Raw genomic sequence first — 20526 nt, forward strand, 5'->3', positions numbered from 1 at the left:
GGGATGGAGCGGGTGAAGGGAATCGAACCCTCGTCAGTAGCTTGGGAAGCTACAGCTCTACCATTGAGCTACACCCGCGTTGGTCGAGCGATGGTAACCCGGGATTCGCGCGGTTGGAACTGCCCGCAGTGTCGCCGGCTCGGCAAACGGCGGCAGTCGCTACAATGGCCGGCCCTCATCCGGGGTTTCCGACGCGATGGCGCGCCACGTCGCGCCATTGGCTGAAACCCTCTCCACGCCGCACCCGACGACCCGCATGACCGACACGCCTCACGACAACGCCCATTACATGCGCCGCATCCGCAGCTTCGTGCTGCGCGAGGGACGCATGACGCCAGCGCAACAGCGCGCGTTCGACACGCTGTGGTCGCGCTTTGGCGTCGACTATCGCGGTGCGCCGCATGATTTTTCGGCCAGCTTCGGGCGCGTGGCGCCGCTGGTGATGGAGATCGGCTTCGGCAACGGCGAGGCGCTGGCGTGGGCCAGCGAGCATGACGCCACGCGCGATTTCATCGGCGTGGAAGTGCACGGCCCCGGCGTGGGCCGGCTGATGAACGCACTGGCCCAGCGCGACGCCACCAACGTGCGCCTGTACAAACACGACGCGGTGGAGGTGCTGGAACACGAGATCGCCCTCGACACGCTGGCCGAGGTGCGCATCTGGTTTCCCGACCCGTGGCACAAGGCACGACACAACAAGCGGCGGCTGATCCAGCCCGAGTTCGTCGCCCTGCTGGCGTCGCGCATGGCACCGGGCGGCCTGCTGCACCTGGCCACCGATTGGCAGGCCTATGCCGAGCACATGCTGGCGGTGATGGAGTCGGCGCCGGACTGGCGCAACGACATTGGCCCTGGCCAGTTTGCCGAAAAGCCCGCCTGGCGCATCGAGACGCACTTCGAGCGGCGCGGGTTGAAGCTGGGGCACGGGGTGTGGGATTTGTTGTATCGGCGGGTTTAGAGCAAGAGCTTTAACCCTCTCCAACCCTCCCTGCGACCGAAGGAAGTCCCTTTAGGGACGAGCAGTGGAGGAAGCAAAGCGTAGCGCATGGAGTTCGGGCTTCGGCTCCTCCCCCTGCGCGCAGGGGGAGGCCGGGAGGGGGTCAAGCTTTTGGCTTTTCTCCCAGCGCGCGAAAAATCTCCGCCACCACATCGTCCGTGCGCAAAAGCACGTCGTCGTTCCAGAAGCGCAACACGCGGTAGCCCTTGCATTCGAGCCTCGCGGTACGGCGCTCATCGTATGCCAACGCGTCGAGGTGCTGCCCGCCATCCAGTTCAATCACGAGCCGTGCCGGCACGCAAACGAAGTCGACGATATAGCCTGCCATCGGGTATTGCCGGCGGAATTTGTGGCTGGCCAGTTGCTGGCGACGCAGGAAATACCACAGCCGGCGCTCAGCGTCGGTGCTGTTGTTGCGGAGTTGGCGGGCGCGGGTCCATTGGCGCTGCATGGCGAGTCCGTTCGTGGAGCTGGCCGGAAAAGCGTAACCCCCTCCCAACCTCCCCCTGCAAGCAGGGGGAGGAGCAAAGCCGTGTACTCCCCCGCACCTCCAACTGCGCGGTGTGCTCCCTCCCCTGCTTGCCCCTAAAGGGACTTCCTTCGGTCGCAGAAAGGGCTGGGGAGGGGTCGCTCTTGGCTCTTGATTCACCAGCAATCATCCCGCGCCGCTTATACTCAAGCGATCCACCAGGGACGAATCGTCGCAGCGTGAAGCTTCCACTGCCATCGCCTAGCCACTTGCGCGCAACGCCAACGCGGGACGCACGCTGATGGGTCTGTCGCTCACCCCCGACATGATCCTGGTGCTGGGTCTGGTGGGCTTCACCATGATCATGCTGGTGCTGGAGTGGATCCGCGCCGACATGGTGGCGCTGCTGGTGGTGGTGGTGATCGGGCTGACCGGGCTGATTCCCGCCGACCGCGTGTTCAACGGCTTTGCCGGCAACGCGGTGATCGCGATCATCGCGATCATGATCATGGGCGAGGGGCTGGACCGCGCCGGCGTGCTCAACCTCACTGCGAATTTCGTGATGCGCATGGCGCGCGGGGCGGAGTCGCGCCTGGGCGTGGTGATCAACCTGGTGGCCAGCCTGTTCAGCGCGGTGATCCCCAGCCAGGCGCTGGCGGCGATCATGATCCCGGTCAGCAGCCGGTTGTCGGCGCGCACCGGCGTGCCGTTGTCGCGTCTGTTGCTGCCGATGGCGTTCTGCATCCTCACCGCCACCAACACCACGCTGATCGCGAACTCACCGCTGATCGTGCTGAACGACCTGATCGCCAGCGCCAACGCCAACCTGCCACCGGGCGCGCACACGATCCCGAAATTCGGCCTGTTCAGCGTGACCCCGATCGGCCTGGCGCTGGCGTTCCTGGGCGTGGGCTACTTCTATTTCTTCGGCCGCAAGTTGCTGCCCGGGCACGAGGACGAGCGGCTCAAGGTGACGCCCGGCCGCACCGAAAGCTATTTTGCCGAGACCTACGGCATCGGCGGCGAGACGGCCGAGCTCACTGTCACCGCGGAAAGCCCGCTGGTGGGCATGAGCATCGGCGAGGCGGAGCAACTGCACGAGGCGCCGCTGATCCTGGCGATCAAGAGCGGCAACGAGGCGCGCATGGCGCCGCCGGCCGATCACGTGATCTGGGTGGGCTCGGTGCTGGGCGTGCTGGGCCCGCGCGAGCAGCTCAGCCAGTTCGCCAACAACCAGTTGTGCCGGCTGTCGCCGCGCATGCGCCAGTTGGGTGAGTTGTTCAACCCGACCCGTGCGGGTATTTCCGAGGTGGTGATCCCGCCGGTGTCGCGCTTCATCAAGCAGACCATCGGCGACCTGCGCTTGCGCAAGCGCTTCGGTATTTCGGTGCTGGCGGTGAACCGCGGCGACCAGGTGTTTCGCGACGACGTGCGCGCGGTCACCCTGCGCGCGGGCGACACCGTGGTGCTGCACAGCAACTGGCGCGACCTGTCGCTGGCGGCCGAGGACAAGGACCTGGTCGTGGTCACCGACATCCCCAAGGATGAGCAGCGGCCCGGCAAGATCTGGCAGGCGGTCGGCTTTTTCGTGATGGCCAAGTGCCTGGCCCTGTTCACCAACCTCGACCTCTCCGTGGCGATGATGACCGGCGCCATCGCGATGCTGTTGTCGGGCGTGCTGAACATGGACGAGGCGTACAAGGCGATCAACTGGAAGACGATCTTCGTCACCGCCTGCCTGATCCCGCTGGGCTGGTCGATGGATTCCACCGGCACCGCCGCGTGGCTGGCGCAGCAGGTGCTGCACTACCTGGGCGGCGCCTCGCCGTACGTCCTGCAGATCGTGCTGGGCGTGTTGACGCTGCTGTTTTCGCAGGTGATGTCGAACGTGGGCGCCACCGTGATGATGGTGCCGATCGCCATCAGCGTGGCGGTGGCCACCGGCGGCAACCCGTCGGCATATGCGTTGATCGTGGCGGTGTCCTCGTCCAACACCTTCCTGCTGAGCTCGGGCCACCCGGCGCTGATGATGGTGACCGGCCCGGGCGGCTACCGCAGCAAGGACTTCCTGCGCGTGGGCCTGCCGTTGACGGCGCTGGTGCTGACGGTGACCATCGTGGCGATCAACCTGGTCTTCCGCTGAGAGCTTGGGATTGTTTCAACGCCCCCGCCCAGCCTGAACGTCTCAGGCCAACCACACCTCGTCGCCCTCGATCCGCAACGCCACCGCGCGCAGGCTGTCGCCGCGGCAGGGGCCGGCCACGCACACGCCGGCCTGCCGTTGAAAGCTGGCGCCATGCACGGCGCAGATCAGGGTGTCATCCTTGAACAGGAATTTGCCCGGCGCGTAGTCGAGGCGACGGCCGGCATGGGGGCAAACATTGCGATAGCCGCGCACCTGCCCGCCATCGCGCAACAGGATCAGGCTCTGCTCGCCACCGGCCAGCAAGACGTCGACCGCCGTCGCCCCGCCGTCGGGAATATCCGTCAACCGGCACAGCGGCAGAACGGTGGTGATTGTGTCCATCGGCACTTGCCTCGGAGGCCGGTTGGCCCCATGGTTACGCCCGCAAGTCATTGATTTTACCACACGGATTTTTAACACATGCACTTCTCACTCCCCTCCATGCGTCGCTCCCGCCACCCGCTGGCCCGTGCCCTGTCGCTGCTGTTGGGTATGGCGCTGGTCGGCTTGCTGCTGGTGTTCGGGCTGGTGGTGGCAGGGGTGCTGATGGTGGGTGGTGTGGTGTTGCTGGCGTGGCGTTACTGGACCAACGGCCGCAAGCTGACGCCGCCCGGGGCAGCGACGCGCGCGCGCCAACCGGAAGTGCTGGAAGGTGAATTCGTGGTGCTGCACCACCGCCGGCCGGTGACTCACTGAGCCCGCCCGCAAGCGCGCAAAACGGTGGCGAGAAGCGGATAATCCAGCGCCGTCTCCGGATAATCCCACCCCACCATGTCCGATCTTTCGACCTGCGCCGCGGCTGAATCGCCGCGCTCCCTGGCCGATCCCCGCGTTCTGATCCCGCTGGCGCTGTTCGCGCTGTTCGTGATCTGGGGGTCGACCTATCTGGGCATCCACTTCGCGCTGGAAAGCTACCCGCCGTTTCTGCTGGCCGGCGTGCGTTTCCTGTGCGCAGGCGTGGTCATGTACGGTTTCCTGCGGCTGCGCGGCATGGCCGCGCCGACATTGCCGCAATGGCGCAACGCGGCGTTTACCGGCTTGTTGTTGCTGGGGATGGGCAACGGGTTGGTTTGCTTTGCCGAAGAGCGGGTGAGCTCGGGCATCGCGGCCGTTTCGGTGGCCAGCATGCCGTTGTTCGCGGCGCTGTTTTCCGGCATGTACGGGCAGTGGCCCAACCGGCGCGAAACCATCGGCCTGGCAATCGGCTTCGCGGGTGTGATCGTGCTCAACCTGGGCAGCAGCCTGTCGGGCTCGCCGGTGGGCGCGGTGGCGTTGCTGGTGGCGGCCGCGTGCTGGGCCTTCGGTTCGGTCTGGAGCCGTGGTCGCGACATGCCGCCGGGCCCGATGAACACCGCCGCGCAGATGCTCTGCGCCAGCGTCGCGCTGCTGCTGGTCGGCTATGCCAGTGGCGAACACCTGCCCGCGCATCCCACCCTGCACGCAACATTGGCACTGGCGTATCTGGCGGTGTTCGGTTCGATCATCGCGTTCAGCGCTTACTTGTACGTGCTGAAGCACGCGCGCCCTGCCCTGGCCACCAGCTACGCCTACGTGAACCCGCCGGTGGCGGTGCTGTTTGGCGTGCTGCTGGCCGGCGAACACGTGGGACCATATGACCTGGCCGGCATGGCGATCATCCTGGTCGGCGTGGTGGCGATAACGCTGGCCAAGCAGAAGCGTTAGCCTCGCTTTTGCTCCCTCCCCTGCTCGCAGGGGAGGGTCGGGGAGGGGTCGCTCTTGATCTCCGCCAAGGTCAAAAGCTACCCCCTCCCAACCTCCCCCTGCTTTGCAGGGGAAGGGGCAAACGAAACGCCGCCTTTGGCGACGTTGGCACTGATTTCATTGGAGCGGGGAGAGCAGCATGAACGCATCGCAAGACGGCTGGATGGCGCGCGCGGCCCTGCGCAGCGCCGCATGGGCGGAACGCTGGTTTCCCGATGCGTGGGTGTTTGCCGCATTGGGCGTGGTCGTGGTGGCGCTGGCCGCGTTTGCCTTCGGCGCCACGCCGACGGCCACCGTCAACGCGTTCGGCAGCGGTTTCTGGAGCCTGATCCCGTTCACCATGCAGATGGCGTTCGTGGTGATCGGCGGCTACGTGCTGGCCACCGCGCCGGTGGTGGCGCGTTTCATCGACGTGCTGGCGCGGGCGCCGCGCAGCGGACGCGGCGCGATCGTCTACATCGCGCTGGTGAGCATGCTGGCGTCGCTGCTGAGCTGGGGCTTTTCGCTGGTGTTCGGCGGCCTGCTGGTGCGTGCGCTGGCACGGCGCACGGACCTGCACATGGATTACCGCGCCGCCGGCGCGGCGGCGTACTTGGGCCTGGGCGCGATCTGGGCGATGGGGCTTTCGTCATCGGCGGCGCAGTTGCAGGCGAACCCGGCCAGCATGCCGCCGGGGCTGCTGGCGATCACCGGCGTGCTGCCTTTCAGCCAGACGATTTTCCTGTGGCAGTCGATCGTGCTGACGGCGGTGCTGATCGTGGTGTCGCTGCTGGTGTGCTGGTTCACCGCGCCATCGGATACGAACGCGCGCACCTCGAAGGATTTCGACATCGGCGAAAGCTCCACGCCCGCGCTGCCGCCGCGCACGCGTCCCGGCGAATGGCTGGAATACAGCCCGCTGCTGTCGCTGGCGATCGGCCTGCTGGGGCTGGGCTGGCTGGGCCACGAATTCGCCAGCAAGCCGGCGGTCACCGCGATCGCCAACCTCAACACCTACAACTTCCTGTTCCTCACCCTGGGCATCCTGCTGCACTGGCGCCCGCGCAGCTTCCTCGACGCGGTGCATCGCGCCGTGCCGAGCACCGCCGGCGTACTGATCCAGTTTCCGCTGTACGGCGGCATCGCCGCGTTGCTCACCCATGTACCGGGCGCCGACGGCGCGACGCTGGCGCACCGGTTGTCGAACCTGTTCGTGCACATCGCCGGCCAGGAAAGCTTCCCCGCGGTGATGGGCGCGTATTCGGCGATCCTGGGTTTCTTCGTGCCTTCCGGCGGCGGCAAGTGGCTGGTCGAGGCGCCGTACGTGATGCAGGCTGCGAGCGACCTGCACGTGCATCTGGGCTGGGCAGTGCAGGTGTACAACGCGGCCGAGGCGCTGCCCAACCTGATCAATCCGTTCTGGATGCTGCCGCTGCTGGGCGTGCTGGGGCTGAAGGCGCGCGACGTGGTCGGCTACACCTTCGTGCAACTGGTGGTGCACGTGCCGCTGGTGCTGGGCATGCTGTGGCTGTTGGGCCTGACGCTGGATTACGCGCCGCCGGTGATGCCCTGAACACGCACGGGAACGCACAGGGTGCGTTCCCGTGGATCGCTTACAGCTCGCGCAGCGCCGTGGTCACCGGCAGCCTGGCGGCGCGCACGGCAGGGAACAGCCCGCCGACGAAACCGATGGCCATCGCCCACTTGATGCCCAGCCACAGCAGCTCCGGCGACACCTTGAACTGGAACACCACCTGGCTGAAGTTCGCACCCAGCGTGGAGGCGGTATAGCCGTTGAAGATCAGCCAACTGATCAGCCCGCCCAGCACGCCGCCGAGCAGCGCCAGCAGCATGGTTTCCATCAGCACCGAGACCACCACCGGCAGGCCGCGGAAACCGATCGCGCGCAGCGTGGCGATCTCGCGGGCACGTGAGGCGATCGCCGCGAACATGGTGTTGAGTGCGCCGAAGATCGCGCCGATAGCCATGATCACGCCCACCGTGATGCCGACGATGCGGATCACCTTGGTGAGGCTCTCGGACTGCTTGCTGAAGTACTCGCGGGTGGTGCTGACGTCGACCTTCAGGCGCGGGTCGCTGGACAGCGCGGCCTTGAACGTGTCGAACGCCTGCGGCGAGGTCAGCCGCACGGTCACCGACTGCGCACTGCTGCCGCGGCGGTAGGCCGAGGCCACCGTCTGCGCATCGCCCCACAGCTCCGAGTCGTGCGAATCGCCCGACGCGAACTCGCCCACGATGGACCATTCCTGCCCGGCCAGGCGCAGCCGACTGCCCACGTCCAACCCGGCGAACTGGCGCATCGCGCCCTGGCCCACCACCAGCTCGCGCAGGCCGGGCTTGAAGCGGCGGCCCTGCACGATCTTCACGTTCGGCCGCAGGATCCACGCCTCGTCGCCCACGCCGCGGATCGGCACGTTCGCCTCGATGCTGGCATCGTTGCGCTTGGGCAGATTGGCGACCACCGACTGTTCCGCCGACGCCACCGGCTTGCCGTCGGCGCTGCGCGCCACGCCCGGCGCCTGGATGATGACGTTGACGCTGTCGCGGTCGAGCACCGAGTTCAGCTCGGCATTGGAGCCGCCGCGCAGCACGATCGCGGTGTCGTCCGAGCCGGTCTGCTGCAAGGTGCTCTGGAAACCCTCGCCCATCGCCAGCATCGCCACCAGCACACCGACCACGCCGGCGATACCGACCACCACCACCAGCGAGGCGCCGATGCGCTGGCGCAAGGTGCTGATGCCCACGCTGGTGATCGAAAGGGTTTGTCGACCGCGCCGGGTCAGCACCAGCCACAACGCCAGCACCGCCACCAGCGCCAGCACGGCGGTCCACGGCAGGCGCGACCAGATCAGCAGGCCCGCAATCACGATGGCGACCAGGCCGAGGCCGCGCAGGAAAGACTTGAATGTGCGCATATCCGATTCTCCTCAGCGGCCGGCCAGTGCATCGACGATGTTCAACCGCATCGCCCGCCACGCCGGCAACGCGCCCACCACCAGCCCGATCAGCACCATCAGGCCCACGCCCATCGCCCAGCTGCCGGCACCCACCGGCGGCAGGTTGATCATGCCGCCGCTGCCCTTGCCGATGGCCGGCGCCAGCACCGCGGCCAGGCCCAGCCCGATCACGCCGCCGATCAGCAACAGCAGCACCGATTCGGCCAGCACCAGCGCCAGCACGCTGCGGCTGGAGAAGCCGATCGTCTTCAGCACCGCCAGCTCCGACGTGCGCTCGCGCACCGCCTGCGCCATGGTGTTGGCGGTCAACAGGATCAGGGTGAAGAACACCGCGCCCATGATCGAGCCCACGATCAGGCCGATGTCGCCCAGCTGCTTGGCGAACGAGGCACTGAAGGCCTGCTCGGTCTGGGTCTTGGTTTCATGGTCGGAGTTGGCCGATAGCGCGTCGATCGCATGCGCCACCCGGTCGCCCAGCGCCGGGTCGGTGAGCCGGTCGACGTACCAGCCGACCGTGCCGTTGCCGAACGCATTGGCCTCGTCGAAATATTTCCAGTGCAGCATGAACAATTGATCGAGTCCGTTGGCCGCGTCCTTGTCCACCGTGTAGATGCCCTCGATGTCGAAGGTCCAGGTCTTCGAGCCGTTTTTCAGCGGGAAGATGGTCGACTGCAGCGGGATCTTGTCGCCTACCTTCCAGCCGTACTTCTGCGCCAGCTTGTCGCCGATCACCGCACCGGTGCGGTTGTCGTCGAAGGCTTTGCGCTGCTCGGCCGACAGGTGGATCTCCGGATACAGGTCGAGGTAATTCGGGCTCACCGCATAGCTGAAAACGAAGTTCTTCGGATCCTGGTAGATGCCGCCGAACCAGTTCGCGTGGCCCACGTCGCGCACGCCCGGAATCGCGGCGATGCGCGTGCCCAGCGATTCGGGCAGGGGCTGGATGATCGAGTAGCGCGACGAGGTGACCAGCCGATCCACGCCGACGATGCCCTGGCTGCCGGAGTCGAACGCGGTGCGTACCGCGTCGAGCATGCCGAACAGCAGGAACGCGGCGACGATCGACACCAGGGTCAGCACGGTGCGGGTCTTGCGCCGGAACAGCGCCGCCCAGATCAGGTGCAGGTATTTCATGACCGCCTCCTCACGCCGTGGCCGATTCGACGAGCGTGCCCTTGTCCAAATGCAGCGTATGGCTGGCGTATTCCGCCGCCTTGGGATCGTGGGTAACCATCACGATGGTCTTGCCGTGATCGCGATTGAGCTGCTGCAGCAGGCCCAGCACATCCTCGGCGGATTGGCGATCCAGGTCGCCGGTAGGCTCGTCGCAGACCAGCAGCGCGGGGTCGGAGACGATCGCGCGGGCGATCGCCACACGTTGCTGCTGGCCGCCCGACAGTTCGCTGGGCTTGTGGCTGGCGCGATCGGCCAGGCCCACCAGTTGCAGCGCGATGGATGCGTTCTTCTTGCGCTGCGCCGCCGACAGCTTGGTCAGCAGCAGCGGCAACTCCACATTGCGCTGCGCCGACAGCATCGGCATCAGGTTGTAGAACTGGAAGATGAAACCGACATTCGACGCACGCCATTTCGCCAGCGCGCCGCCGCCGAGCTGGTCGATGCGCTGGCCACCCACGCTGATGCTGCCGGCGCTGGGCGTGTCCAGGCCGCCGATCAGGTTGAGCAAGGTGGTCTTGCCCGAGCCGGACGGGCCCATCAGCGCCAGGAAATCTCCTTCGGCGATGTCCAGGTTGACGTGATGCAGCACTTCGACTTTCTGCTTGCCGCGGGTGTAGCTCTTGGCGAGGTTCTGGATCTCGATCAGCGTGGCCATGGCGTTCTCCGACGATGTGCGGTCTTTTGTGGGAGCGACTTCAGTCGCGATGCTCTGCTTCTTGAATCCCCGGGAAAGCATCGCGGCTGAAGCCGCTCCCACAGGGATCTGGAAATTTACGGTTTCGCTATCTGGACGTCCGAACCATCTTTCAATTCAGGCGGCGGCGACACCACCACGCTTTCGCCCGCGCTCACCGCGGTAGGCAACAGGCGCAGGTCGCCGTAGGTCTGAGCGGCCGGCGTCACCGTGCGCTGATGCACCTGCTCGCCGTCGAGCACGAACACCACGCTGTGGCCGTCGCGCTGCACGATCGCCGTGGCCGGCACCAGCACGCCTTGCGGCGCGGCGGCGCCCGCCTTCGCCTTTTCTTCCAGGAACGACACCCGCGCGCCCATGTCCGGCACCACCCGCGCGTCCTTCTGCTCCAGCGCCACACGCACCTTGATGGTGGCCTTGCCGCGGTCGGCGGTGGGCACGATGGCGACCACGTGGGCGGGGATTTTCCAGTCCGGGTACGCGTCCAGCACCGCTTCGGCCGGCATGCCCGGCTTGACCCGACCGATGTAGGCCTCGTTGACGTCGACGTCGATTTCCAGCGAATCCATGTCCACGATGGTGCCCACGCCGGTGCGGGTGAAGCCGCCGCCGGCGGACAGCGGCGAGATGATCTCGCCGACCTGCGCGTCCTTGGTGGTGACCACGCCGCTGAACGGCGCGCGCACCACGGTGTAGTCGAAATTCACCTTGGCCACTGCTGCCTGGGCATCGGCGGCATGCGCCTGCTGGCGCTGCGCGGCGAGCTGGGCGCGCAGGCTCTCGACCTGGGTTTGCGCCTGCTCGGCACTTTGCCGCGACACCAGCCCACGCTCGACCAGTTGCTGCTGGCGCCTGGCGTCGTGTTCGGACTGCTTCAATTGCGACTGGTACTGCGTCACCAGCGCATGCGCCGCATCGGCCTGCGCCTTCACCGCGGCGAGCGTGGCCTTGTAGCCGCTGTCGTCCAGCCGCGCCAGCACCTGGCCCTTGGTGACGCGGTCGCCCTCTTCGATCAGCACGGCGGTGAGCGTGCCGGTGATCTGCGCCGACACGGTGGCCTGGCGCCGCGCGGTGACGTAGCCGGTGGCCTGCAGCACCGCGCCGGACTCACCCGCGGCGGTGGGCGCCACGGCGGTGGCGGTTTTCACCGGCAGCGGCCGCTGGCCCAGCCAAAGCCAGGCGCCGCCGCCAAGCAAGGCGAGCAGCACCAGCACGCCGGCGGCGATCCACGGCCAGCGGCCGGGGCCGCTGTCGTGCGCCTCGCGCTGGTTGCGATCGATGCGCAGTTCCTTCAACAGCTCGGCGTTGTCCACCCTTACTCCCCGACCGGTTTGCCCGGTGTGCGATGCATGCAAGATTGATCGATCGACCGCGGCGTGGTCAGGGTGCGGCATCAGCCATCGTCGATGACAGCTGTCACCCGGTTCCGAACGTCGCATTGCACTTCGGTTTGCTACGCTTGGCGGATGACCTACATCATCGATCCACCCGCCATTCCCAGCCTGCCCGTCATCGGCAGCGACCAGCGTTTTGCCGTACGCCGCGTATTCTGCATCGGCCGCAATTATGCCGATCATGCTGCCGAAATGGGCAGTACGGTGGATCTGGAACAGCCGATGTTTTTCTGCAAGCCGGCCGACGCCGTGGTCAGTGATGGCGCCGACGTGCCGTATCCGTCGGCCACGGCATCATTGCACCACGAAGTCGAGATGGTGGTGGCACTGGCTGCCGGCGGTACCGACATCGAGGCCGGCAAAGCGACGGCGCTGATCTTCGGCTATGGCGTCGGGCTGGATCTGACCCGCCGCGACCTGCAGGCGCAGGCCAAGAAAAAGGGCCACCCGTGGGACGTGGCCAAGGGGTTCGACCATTCCGCACCCGTGTCCGCCTTGCGTCGTGCCGCGGAAGCCAGCCCGAACACGAACACCGTGCTGCGACTGGAAGTCAACGGCGAGCAGCGCCAGCAGACCACGCTGGAACACATGCTGCACGGCGTACCGCAGATCATCGCCGCGCTGTCCCGGCTGTTCGAGCTGAAGGCCGGCGACCTGATCTTCACCGGCACGCCGGCCGGCGTGGCCGCGTTGCAACGCGGCGACCGCTTTCACGCCGAGCTGGCCGGCGTGGCCGAACTGGACGGCCGGATCGTCTGATCCCACCGGGCCAAGGCCGTGGGGTTTTCCCTGTCCGTACACGCGACGAGGGGTTACAGTCGCCATGCCATTCGGCTCGACAAGGGAGTATCTGCGGCATGAGCATGCTTAGTGAGTTCAAGGCGTTCGCCATGCGTGGCAACGTCATCGACCTGGCGGTCGGTGTGGTGATCGGCGGGGCATTCGGCAAGATCGTCACCTCGCTGGTGGATCAGATCATCATGCCGCCGATTGGCTGGCTGACCGGCGGCGTCGATTTCAGCAACCTGAAATGGGTGCTGCGACCGGCCGATGCCACCGACCCCGCGCACAAGGTGGCGGAGGTGGCCATCCAGTACGGCGCGTTCATCAATACGCTGATCCAGTTCCTGATCATCGCGTTCGCGATCTTCCTGGTGATCAAGGGCATCAACAAGCTCAACCGCAAGCAGGAAGAAGCCCCCTCTGCACCGCCGGCCGACGTGGCCTTGCTGACCGAAATCCGCGACCTGCTGAAGAACCGCCAGTAAGGTAGCCATCCCCGTGGGAGCAGCTTCTTGTGGGAGCGACTTCAGTCGCGATGCTTTTGCCTTGGAGCCCCGGAGCAAAAGCATCACGGCTGAAGCCGCCCCTACAATGACTTTTGGCCCAAGCGTGGCCAGCTCACCACGCCATAATCGGGGTTTGATCCGCGGAGTTCCCCGATGCGTCGTCTTCCCTTCACCTTGCTCGCCGCCAGCCTGCTGTTGGCCAGCGGCATCGTCAGCGCCGCCACCGCCATTCCCGCAACAGCCGTAAAGACGGCCGAACAGTTGCGCGACCGCGCCCTGCACGACGACACCGGCTACCGCATCGTCGCCTCGCTGACCACCGAGGTTGGTGCGCGCCTGGCCGGCAGCGAAGCCGACCAGCGCGCCCGCGACTGGGCCGTGGCCAAATTCAGGGCGCTCGGCTACGACAAGGTCTATACCGAAGCGGTCACGTATCCGAAGTGGGTACGCCGCAGCGAACACGCCGCGATCTTGGCGCCGTTTCCGCAGCCATTGGTGGTGACGGCGCTGGGCTATTCGCCGGGCACGCCCGCGGGCGGTCTCAGCGCGCAAGTGGTGAAGTTCGACAGCCTGGACGCCTTGAAGGCGGCCGACCCGGCCAGCGTGAAAGGCCGCATCGTCTACGTCGGCTATCGCATGCAGCGCGCCAAGGATGGCCACGGCTACGGCATGGGGTCGGCCGTGCGTACCGCCGGCCCGGTGATCGCCGCCGCCAAGGGCGCGGCTGGCTATCTGCTGCGCTCGGCGGGTACCGATGCGCACGAACGCATCGCCCACACCGGCGTCACCGGCTTCCGCGACCCGTCCAAGGCGATTCCCGCCGCCGCCCTTTCCAACCCCGACGCCGACCAGTTGGAGCGCGCGCTGGCCTACGGCAAGCCGGTGACGGTGAAGCTGGCTCTGGACTGCGGCCTCGACGGCGAATACACCGGCGCCAACGTGATCGGCGAAATCACCGGCCGCAAGCATCCCGAGCAGGTGGTCGCCATCGGTGGCCATCTGGATTCGTGGGACCTGGGCACCGGCGCGATCGACGACGGCGCCGGCGTGGCCATCGCGATGGCGGCCGGCAAACTGATCGGCGACCTGCCGCAACGCCCCGACCGCACCATCCGCGTCATCGCATTCGCCAACGAGGAAATGGGCCTGTGGGGCAGCCGCGCCTACGCCGAAAAACATGCCGGCGAGGTCAGCCAATTCCAGCTGGGCACGGATTCGGATTTCGGCGCCGGCCCGGTCTGGCGCATGAGCGCCAGCGTGAAGCCCGACGCGCGCGCTGCCGTCGCGCAGATCGCCAACGTGCTGGCACCGCTCGGCGTGGCCTACGACGCCAAGCGTCCCGGCGGTGGTGGATCGGATCTGTCGCAGATGCACGCCAAGGGCATGGCCGCACTGTCGCTGACCCAGGACGGCACGAAGTACTTCGACTGGCACCACACCGCCAACGACACACTGGACAAGGTCGACCCGCAGGAACTGGCGCAGAACGTGGCCGTGTACGCCGCGTTCTCTTACATGGCCGCGCAGGCGGATGGCGATTTCGGCTCGGCGCCTGGCGCCTTCGCCAAAGACGGCACCAACGAATAGCTCCGCGTACCAGCAACACGACAACTGGGGACAAGGCGACGTGCCTCACCGTCGGCAAACGGGAAGCCCTGAAGGTACTGCCGCGCGAGCATGAATGGATCTGGTGCGGCCTCCCCCCGGGGCACCCTCACCTGCCGATGTTGCAGATCCTGCAGCAGGGTTCCTGCCGGGCTTGGCGCCCTACTTCGCGGGGTTCAACGCCGCCTTGATCTTGTCGTTGTCCAGGTACCTCTCCAGGTCGGACATGCCCTTCGCCACTTCCGGGTTGGAAAAGAGCTCCCTGCCAGCCACCTGCCCAAGTACGGTGAAGGCCGCGCCGATGGCGGTATTGCCCTCATATCGCACGGCCAGTTGCATCTCCGACTTGCAGGTGACCGTCACCAGCGACTCGAACAATTTGGCCATGTCGACGTTGAACGCCTTGCGCTGCGCATCCGGAAGAGTGACGAATTTGGCCACGGATGGATTCAGCGACATCGCCGAAAACATCCAGTTGACCAGAACCCCTTTCTGGTCCGACGTCGTCTTGGAAACGAGGCACTTCGACAAATCATCCGTATACACGCCAGCAGTCGCCGGCAGTGAGGCAACGGCAAGCAGGGTGAACAGTGCGGAGAAGGTGATGGCACGTCGTTTCATCATGTTCGGAAAGACTCGCTGCAGAAATGGAAAAGGTCGATACGGAGAGCCAGGTGACACCGCGAGAGCATCCGCCTTGGATGGTTGACTTGAGGCCGCCCACTCCCCGGCCTCGATGCACCTGATGGTGTCGTGGCGCGGCTGCAAACCGAAGAGATTGTCCCCTTGCGCACTATAACCCCGGGAAAGAACCCGGCGAAGCTTGCGGGCCGAAGCGGGAAAATCCAGGTGAGGACCTACCACCAGCTGCAGGGCTGAGCGCAGGCGAACGCCATTGACAAGTCGTCGCGGGATTGGGACGGGACCGCCTCCATCGTCATCGGTCACCCACGTGATCGGGCCCTGCCGGCATCGGCAAGGTGCCTACATAATCTCAAGACCACGCACCGTCCCATTGCGCGCCGAGCGCGGCGGGATTTCACGCCTTACTGTGCAGGCACGCTGGTTGTCGGCGTCGCGAAGCGCCGTTGCAGCCGATCCATGTAGAGGTAGATCACCGGCGTCAGGTACAGCGTCAGCACCTGCGAGAAGATCAGCCCACCGACCACCGCCAGGCCCAGCGAGCGGCGTACTTCGGCGCCGGCGCCGATGCTCAAGGCGATCGGCAAGGTGCCGGCCATCGCGGCCATGCTGGTCATCATGATCGGGCGGAAACGCACGCGGCAGGCTTCGAAGATGGCCTGTGCCGGTGGCATGCCTTCCTCGCGCTGACGCTCCAGCGCGAAGTCGATCAGCATGATCGCGTTCTTCTTGACGATGCCGATCAACATCACGATGCCGACGAAGGCGAACAGATCCAGCGAGGCCTGGAAGATCACCAGGGTCAGCAGCGCGCCGACCGCCGCGGCGGGCAGGCCGGACAGGATGGTCAGCGGGTGGATGAAGCTTTCGTACAGGATGCCCAGCACCAGATAGATCACGAACACCGCCAGCAGCAGCAACATGCCCATGCCCTGCATGGATTGCTGGAATGCCTGCGCCGTGCCCTGCACGCTGCCGCTGATGGTGGCCGGCAGGCCCATCTTCTGCATCGCGCCATCGATGCTGGCCACCGCATCGCCGAGGCTGTAACCCGGCGCCAGGTTGAACGACACCGTCACCGCGGGCAGCTGGCCCTGGTGGTTCACGGTGAGCGCCTGCGGCTCGCGCTTGAAACTGGCCACCGCGTTCAGCGGCACCAGGGCGCCGCTGCGGGAGGTGACGTAAAGCCGCGACAGCACGGCCGGATCGTCCTGCAGCTTGCGGTCCACCTGCAGGATCACCCAGTACTGCGTGGCAGAACCGTAGATGGTGGAGATCTGGTTCTCGCCAAAGCCGATGCCCAGCGCGGTCTGCACCTGCGCCATGGTGAGCCCCAGCGGCGCCAGCTTGCTGCGGTCCACGTTCACCACGATCGAGGGGCTGTTGAGATCGAGGTCGTTGGTGACGTCCTCGAACCCCGGCAACGCCGCGAACGCGCGCGTGACCTTGCCGCTCCAGTCGTACAACGCCGGCATGTCGATCGACTGCAACGTGTACTGGTACTGCGACTTGGACTGGCGGCCGCCGATGCGGATCGCCGGCGTGTTCTGGATGTACGCGCGGATACCGGGAACCTCGGCCAGCTTCGGCCGCAGCTCCTGGATGATCTGCTCCGGATCGAGCTTGCGTTCACTGGCCGGTTTCAGCATCAGCAGAATCGAGCCGTTGTTGACCGTGCTGCGCGAGCCGCCGGCGCCGATGCTGGACATGTAGCCGGCGATGTTCGGGTCCTTCGCCACGATGTCGACCAGTTGCTGCTGGCGCGCGCCCATGCCCTCGAAGGAAATATCCTCCGGGCCCTCGGTGTTGACGCGCAACTGGCCGTTGTCGCCGGCGGGGATGAAATCCTTCGGTGTCACGTAGAACAGCAACGCGGTGGCCAGCAGGCTCAGCCCGAACGTGGCCAGCACGATGCGCGGACGATCCATGCACCAGCGCAGGCTGTCCGAATACCCCTGCTGCACGGCGTTGAAACCACGGTCAAAACCACCCACCAGCCAGTTTTTCCGCGTGTGGTCGTGGCCTTTGACGAAGCGGCTGCACAGCATTGGCGTCAGCGTGATCGCCACGATGCCGGAGATCAGGATCGCCACGCTGATCACCACCGCGAACTCATGGAACAGCCGCCCCACGATGCCGCCCATGAACATCACCGGGATGAACACGGCGATCAGCGACAGCGTCATCGAGAAAATGGTGAAGCCGATCTCCTGCGCACCCTGCAGCGCCGCCTCGTACGGCGGCACGCCCGCTTCCATGTGGCGCACGATGTTTTCCAGCATCACGATCGCGTCATCCACCACGAACCCCACCGCCAGGGTCAGCGCCAGCAGCGAGAGGTTGTCGAGGCTGTAGCCCAGCGCGTACATCACGCCGAACGTGCCCAGCACCGAGATCGGCAGTGCCACCGCGGGAATCAGCGTGGCCGACAGGCTGCCCAGGAACAGGTAGATCACGAACACCACCAGCACGCCGGCCAGCAGCAGGGTGAACTGCACGTCGTCCACCGAGGCGCGGATCGACTGCGAGCGGTCGTACAGGGTGGCCAGTTTCACCGACGGCGGCAGGCCCGCGCGGAAGCTGGGCAGCACCTCTTTTATGCGATCCACCGTGGCCACGGTGTTGGCGCCGGGCTGGCGCTGGATCGCCAGCACGATCGCGCGGGTGCCGTTGTACGAACTGGCCTTCTGGTCATCCTGCACGCTGTCGCGCGCCACGCCGATATCGCGCACATGCACCGGCGCGCCGTTGCGGTACGCCACCACCACGTCGTTGTACGCCGCCGCGCGCTGCAGCTGGCCATCGCTGCGGATCGGCAACTGCTGGCGCGAGCCGTACAGCGAACCGGTGGACTGGTTGACGTTGGCGTCGGCAATCGCGTTCTGCACCTGGTCGATGCCGATGCCGGCGGCCGCCAGGCGATCGGGATTCACGCTGATGCGCACGGCATATTTCTGCGAGCCGTACACGTTCACCTGCGCCACGCCGTCGATCATCGACAGCTGTTGCGCCAGTTCGGTCTCGGCGTATTCGTCGACCTGGGTCAACGGCATCGTCGAGGAGCTCATCGCCAGGTACAGGATCGCCGCGTCGGCCGGGTTGACCTTGCGGAATGTGGGCGGCGTGGTCATCTCTTTCGGCAACTGGCGCAGGGCCGACGAGATCGCCGACTGCACGTCCTGCGCGGCCGCGTCGATATTGCGGTCCAGTTCGAAGGTCAGCGTGATCGAGGTGGAACCCAACGCGCTGGTGGAGCTCATCGAGCTGATGCCGGCGATGGTGGAGAGCTTGCCTTCCAGCGGCGTGGCCACCGCCGACGCCATCGTCTCCGGTGATGCGCCGGGCAGCTTGGCACTGATGCTGATGGTGGGAAAATCCACGTTCGGCAGCTCGTTCACCGGCAATTGCGGGTAGGCCACGAGACCGAACACCAGCAGCGCCGTCATCAGCAGCGTGGTCATCACCGGGCGGCGAATGCAGAGCTGGGGAATGTTCATCGTGCGGCCCAGGGCAATCCAGCGCCAGCCGTATGGACGGCCATACCGACCTCAGCGCGCGGCGACATGCGCGCTCGCCCCGTCAACCAGCAGCATCTGCCCCTCGGTCACCACGTTTTCGCCGCCTTGCAGACCCTTGTCGATCACGGTGCGCCCCGCGCTGGTGGGGCCGGCGGTGACCGGACGCTGCTGCACTTTTCCATCGGCGCCCAGCACGAACACGAAGCTGCCGCTGGTTGAACTCTGCAACGCGTGCACCGGCACGCTGACCACGTTGGTCAGCCGCGTGGTGGGCAAGCTCACCTGCACGAACTGGCCGGGAGTGAGGCGATAGTTGACGTTGTCGAAACGCGCCTTCAGCACGATGGTGCCGGTGCTGGCGTCCACCGCGTTGTCGACGAACTGCAGCGTGCCGGCCAGCGGCGCGCCATGGTCGCCGGAAACCGTCACCTGCACCGGCACGTCGCCGCGCGCCAGCGCATCGCGCACGGCGCTCAGCGTGTCCTCGGGGATATTGAACGCCACGCGCACCGGCTCGACCTGGTTGAGCACCACGATGTCGGTGCTGTCGGCGCTGATCTGCGCGCCCGGATACACCAGCGGCGCGCCGGTGACGCCGTCGAACGGGGCCACGATGCGGGCATAGTCAAGTTGCGTCTGGGCCAGCTCCTGCGCGGCCAGGTCGCTCTGCAACGCGGCCTTGGCTACGGCCAGGTTGGCCTGGTACAGGTCGTAATCGGCGCGGGAGACAAAACCCTTGCCCAGCATGTCGGCATAACGCTTCTGGTCGGCCTGCGCCTTCTGCAGTTGCGCGCGGTCGCGCGCCACGTTGCCGCGCGCCTGGTCCAGCTGTGCCCGCAGCAAGCGTGGATCGATCTGCGCCAGCACGCTGCCCTTGCGCACGTGCGTGCCCGGCGTGAACGACAGCGACTCCAGCTGGCCCGACACCCGCGCCCGCACGGTCACCGTGGACCATGCTTCCACCCGACCCACCAGTTGCAACGAAAGCTCGATATCGCCGCGCCGCGCGCTGGCCACTTCCACCGGTACCGAGGCGGCGGCATGCTCTGCCGTCTTTCCGGCGCTGTCGACCGATTTCCCGAAATGCAGCGCCAACGCGATCACCAGCAAGACAGCGGCAATGAGGGCGACTTTTTTCCAGGACATGTGCGGCGGATTCTCGATCGGCACACCGCGGGGAGCGGCGGGGGAATGGCACGACGACAGCAGTCGCCACAGCGGGGAAAGCGAACAACAGCACTACAACGCGCCCCCCGTGCAACGGTTGACCGGGTATTCGCACGAATCCCCATTATGTCGCCGATCCGCCGCTGCCGGGCCACGACGGTTGGCACTGGTCGCTGCGCGACCGGCCTCAGCTGGTGGTGCTGTCGTCAGCCTGTTCCAGCGCCAGCAGGTTGTCCTTGATGCGGCCGATCACCGCCAGCGCCTGCTCCAGCTCGCTGTGTGCGATGCCCTGGGTGGCATCCTTGCGCAGGCCGCGGGCGATCAGCTCCATGCCGCCAATGACCTCGCGCGACTGCTCGGTGACGTACAGCCGCCAGGCGCGGCGATCCTTCGGATCGGGGCGGCGTTCGACGAAACCGGCGGCCTGCAGGCGGTCAATCACGCGGCCCACGGCGATCGGCTCCATCTCCAGGAACTCAGCCAACTCGGTCTGCCGCAAACCCTCGCGGTGGTACAACACCTTGGTGGCACGCCACTGCGCCCGGGTCAGCCCGAACGCCACCGCGCGCCGGTCGAAATGCTTGCGGAACAGCAAGGTCACATCGCTGAGCAGATAGCCGAAGGAAACGTCTTCTGTTTTTGCCATGATTTGCTGACCCTTCTTCACCCGACACGTACTTCGTTTGCAGCATACGTCGGGGCCATCCGCCA

At 66.2% G+C, this 20526-nt stretch carries 18 protein-coding genes and 1 tRNA gene; 8 read left to right on the forward strand and 11 right to left on the reverse strand.

The window, feature by feature from the left end:
• Positions 1 to 4 precede the first annotated feature (4 nt).
• Positions 5 to 78, reverse strand: a tRNA-Gly gene (locus ASD68_RS13165).
• A gap of 178 nt (positions 79 to 256) precedes the next feature.
• Here ASD68_RS13165 and trmB point away from each other — a divergent pair.
• Positions 257 to 958: a tRNA (guanosine(46)-N7)-methyltransferase TrmB gene (gene trmB / locus ASD68_RS13170; RefSeq protein ID WP_056608059.1), complete on the forward strand. Its 702-nt coding sequence runs from the start codon at positions 257 to 259 to the stop codon at positions 956 to 958.
• A 142-nt stretch (positions 959 to 1100) separates the two neighbouring features.
• Here the strand turns inward: trmB and ASD68_RS13175 are convergent, their stop codons facing one another.
• Positions 1101 to 1448, reverse strand: coding sequence for a DUF559 domain-containing protein (locus ASD68_RS13175; RefSeq protein ID WP_056607656.1), 348 nt, complete (start codon positions 1446 to 1448; stop codon positions 1101 to 1103).
• Between the two features lie 319 nt (positions 1449 to 1767).
• Between ASD68_RS13175 and ASD68_RS13180 the strand changes: the two genes are divergently transcribed.
• A complete protein-coding gene (locus tag ASD68_RS13180) occupies positions 1768 to 3609 on the forward strand; it encodes an SLC13 family permease (RefSeq protein WP_200945408.1) in 1842 nt (613 codons plus the stop codon).
• A 42-nt stretch (positions 3610 to 3651) separates the two neighbouring features.
• On the opposite strand, the gene ASD68_RS13185 is transcribed toward ASD68_RS13180, so the two are convergent.
• Complete coding sequence (locus ASD68_RS13185; protein ID WP_056607661.1) at positions 3652 to 3993, reverse strand: Rieske 2Fe-2S domain-containing protein; 342 nt, start codon at positions 3991 to 3993, stop codon at positions 3652 to 3654.
• Positions 3994 to 4071: 78 nt separating this feature from the next.
• Here ASD68_RS13185 and ASD68_RS13190 point away from each other — a divergent pair, with 78 nt between their 5' ends.
• The 3 genes from ASD68_RS13190 (at position 4072) to ASD68_RS13200 (ending at position 6925) form a co-directional block, all read left to right on the forward strand.
• A complete protein-coding gene (locus ASD68_RS13190) occupies positions 4072 to 4347 on the forward strand; it encodes a hypothetical protein (protein ID WP_056085022.1) in 276 nt (91 codons plus the stop codon).
• A 75-nt stretch (positions 4348 to 4422) separates the two neighbouring features.
• On the forward strand, positions 4423 to 5334 hold the full coding sequence (yedA, locus tag ASD68_RS13195; protein WP_056607666.1) for a drug/metabolite exporter YedA: 912 nt from the start codon (positions 4423 to 4425) through the stop codon (positions 5332 to 5334).
• A gap of 202 nt (positions 5335 to 5536) precedes the next feature.
• Positions 5537 to 6925: a TIGR00366 family protein gene (locus ASD68_RS13200; RefSeq protein WP_056608063.1), complete on the forward strand. Its 1389-nt coding sequence runs from the start codon at positions 5537 to 5539 to the stop codon at positions 6923 to 6925.
• Positions 6926 to 6965: 40 nt separating this feature from the next.
• Here ASD68_RS13200 and ASD68_RS13205 read toward each other — a convergent pair whose 3' ends face one another.
• From ASD68_RS13205 to ASD68_RS13220, 4 genes are all read right to left on the reverse strand, one after another.
• Positions 6966 to 8288 (reverse strand): ABC transporter permease, encoded by a 1323-nt coding sequence (locus tag ASD68_RS13205; protein WP_056607670.1) that lies wholly within the window; start codon positions 8286 to 8288, stop codon positions 6966 to 6968.
• A 12-nt stretch (positions 8289 to 8300) separates the two neighbouring features.
• Positions 8301 to 9464, reverse strand: coding sequence for an FtsX-like permease family protein (locus tag ASD68_RS13210; RefSeq protein ID WP_056607671.1), 1164 nt, complete (start codon positions 9462 to 9464; stop codon positions 8301 to 8303).
• A gap of 10 nt (positions 9465 to 9474) precedes the next feature.
• On the reverse strand, positions 9475 to 10161 hold the full coding sequence (locus tag ASD68_RS13215; RefSeq protein ID WP_056607673.1) for an ABC transporter ATP-binding protein: 687 nt from the start codon (positions 10159 to 10161) through the stop codon (positions 9475 to 9477).
• Positions 10162 to 10277: 116 nt separating this feature from the next.
• Complete coding sequence (locus ASD68_RS13220) at positions 10278 to 11513, reverse strand: efflux RND transporter periplasmic adaptor subunit (RefSeq protein ID WP_056607675.1); 1236 nt, start codon at positions 11511 to 11513, stop codon at positions 10278 to 10280.
• Positions 11514 to 11666: 153 nt separating this feature from the next.
• On the opposite strand from ASD68_RS13220, the gene ASD68_RS13225 reads away from it, so the two are divergent.
• From ASD68_RS13225 to ASD68_RS13235, 3 genes are all read left to right on the forward strand, one after another.
• Entirely contained in the window at positions 11667 to 12353 is a 687-nt protein-coding gene (locus tag ASD68_RS13225; protein ID WP_056607677.1) for a fumarylacetoacetate hydrolase family protein, read from the forward strand.
• A gap of 98 nt (positions 12354 to 12451) precedes the next feature.
• Entirely contained in the window at positions 12452 to 12862 is a 411-nt protein-coding gene (gene mscL / locus ASD68_RS13230; protein WP_056607678.1) for a large-conductance mechanosensitive channel protein MscL, read from the forward strand.
• Between the two features lie 174 nt (positions 12863 to 13036).
• Positions 13037 to 14470, forward strand: coding sequence for a M20/M25/M40 family metallo-hydrolase (locus tag ASD68_RS13235; protein WP_056607679.1), 1434 nt, complete (start codon positions 13037 to 13039; stop codon positions 14468 to 14470).
• A 180-nt stretch (positions 14471 to 14650) separates the two neighbouring features.
• On the opposite strand, the gene ASD68_RS16935 is transcribed toward ASD68_RS13235, so the two are convergent.
• The 4 genes from ASD68_RS16935 to ASD68_RS13255 all read right to left on the reverse strand — a co-directional run bounded on the left by ASD68_RS16935 (position 14651) and on the right by ASD68_RS13255 (position 20461).
• Positions 14651 to 15436, reverse strand: coding sequence for a hypothetical protein (locus ASD68_RS16935; protein WP_156458420.1), 786 nt, complete (start codon positions 15434 to 15436; stop codon positions 14651 to 14653).
• Between the two features lie 98 nt (positions 15437 to 15534).
• Positions 15535 to 18627 (reverse strand): efflux RND transporter permease subunit, encoded by a 3093-nt coding sequence (locus ASD68_RS13245; protein ID WP_056607680.1) that lies wholly within the window; start codon positions 18625 to 18627, stop codon positions 15535 to 15537.
• A gap of 51 nt (positions 18628 to 18678) precedes the next feature.
• Entirely contained in the window at positions 18679 to 19794 is a 1116-nt protein-coding gene (locus ASD68_RS13250) for an efflux RND transporter periplasmic adaptor subunit (protein WP_056608066.1), read from the reverse strand.
• Between the two features lie 208 nt (positions 19795 to 20002).
• Positions 20003 to 20461 (reverse strand): MarR family transcriptional regulator, encoded by a 459-nt coding sequence (locus ASD68_RS13255; protein WP_056085186.1) that lies wholly within the window; start codon positions 20459 to 20461, stop codon positions 20003 to 20005.
• Between the last annotated feature and the right edge of the window lie 65 nt (positions 20462 to 20526).

The organism is Rhodanobacter sp. Root627, from assembly GCF_001427835.1.
Lineage (GTDB): Bacteria > Pseudomonadota > Gammaproteobacteria > Xanthomonadales > Rhodanobacteraceae > Rhodanobacter > Rhodanobacter ginsenosidimutans.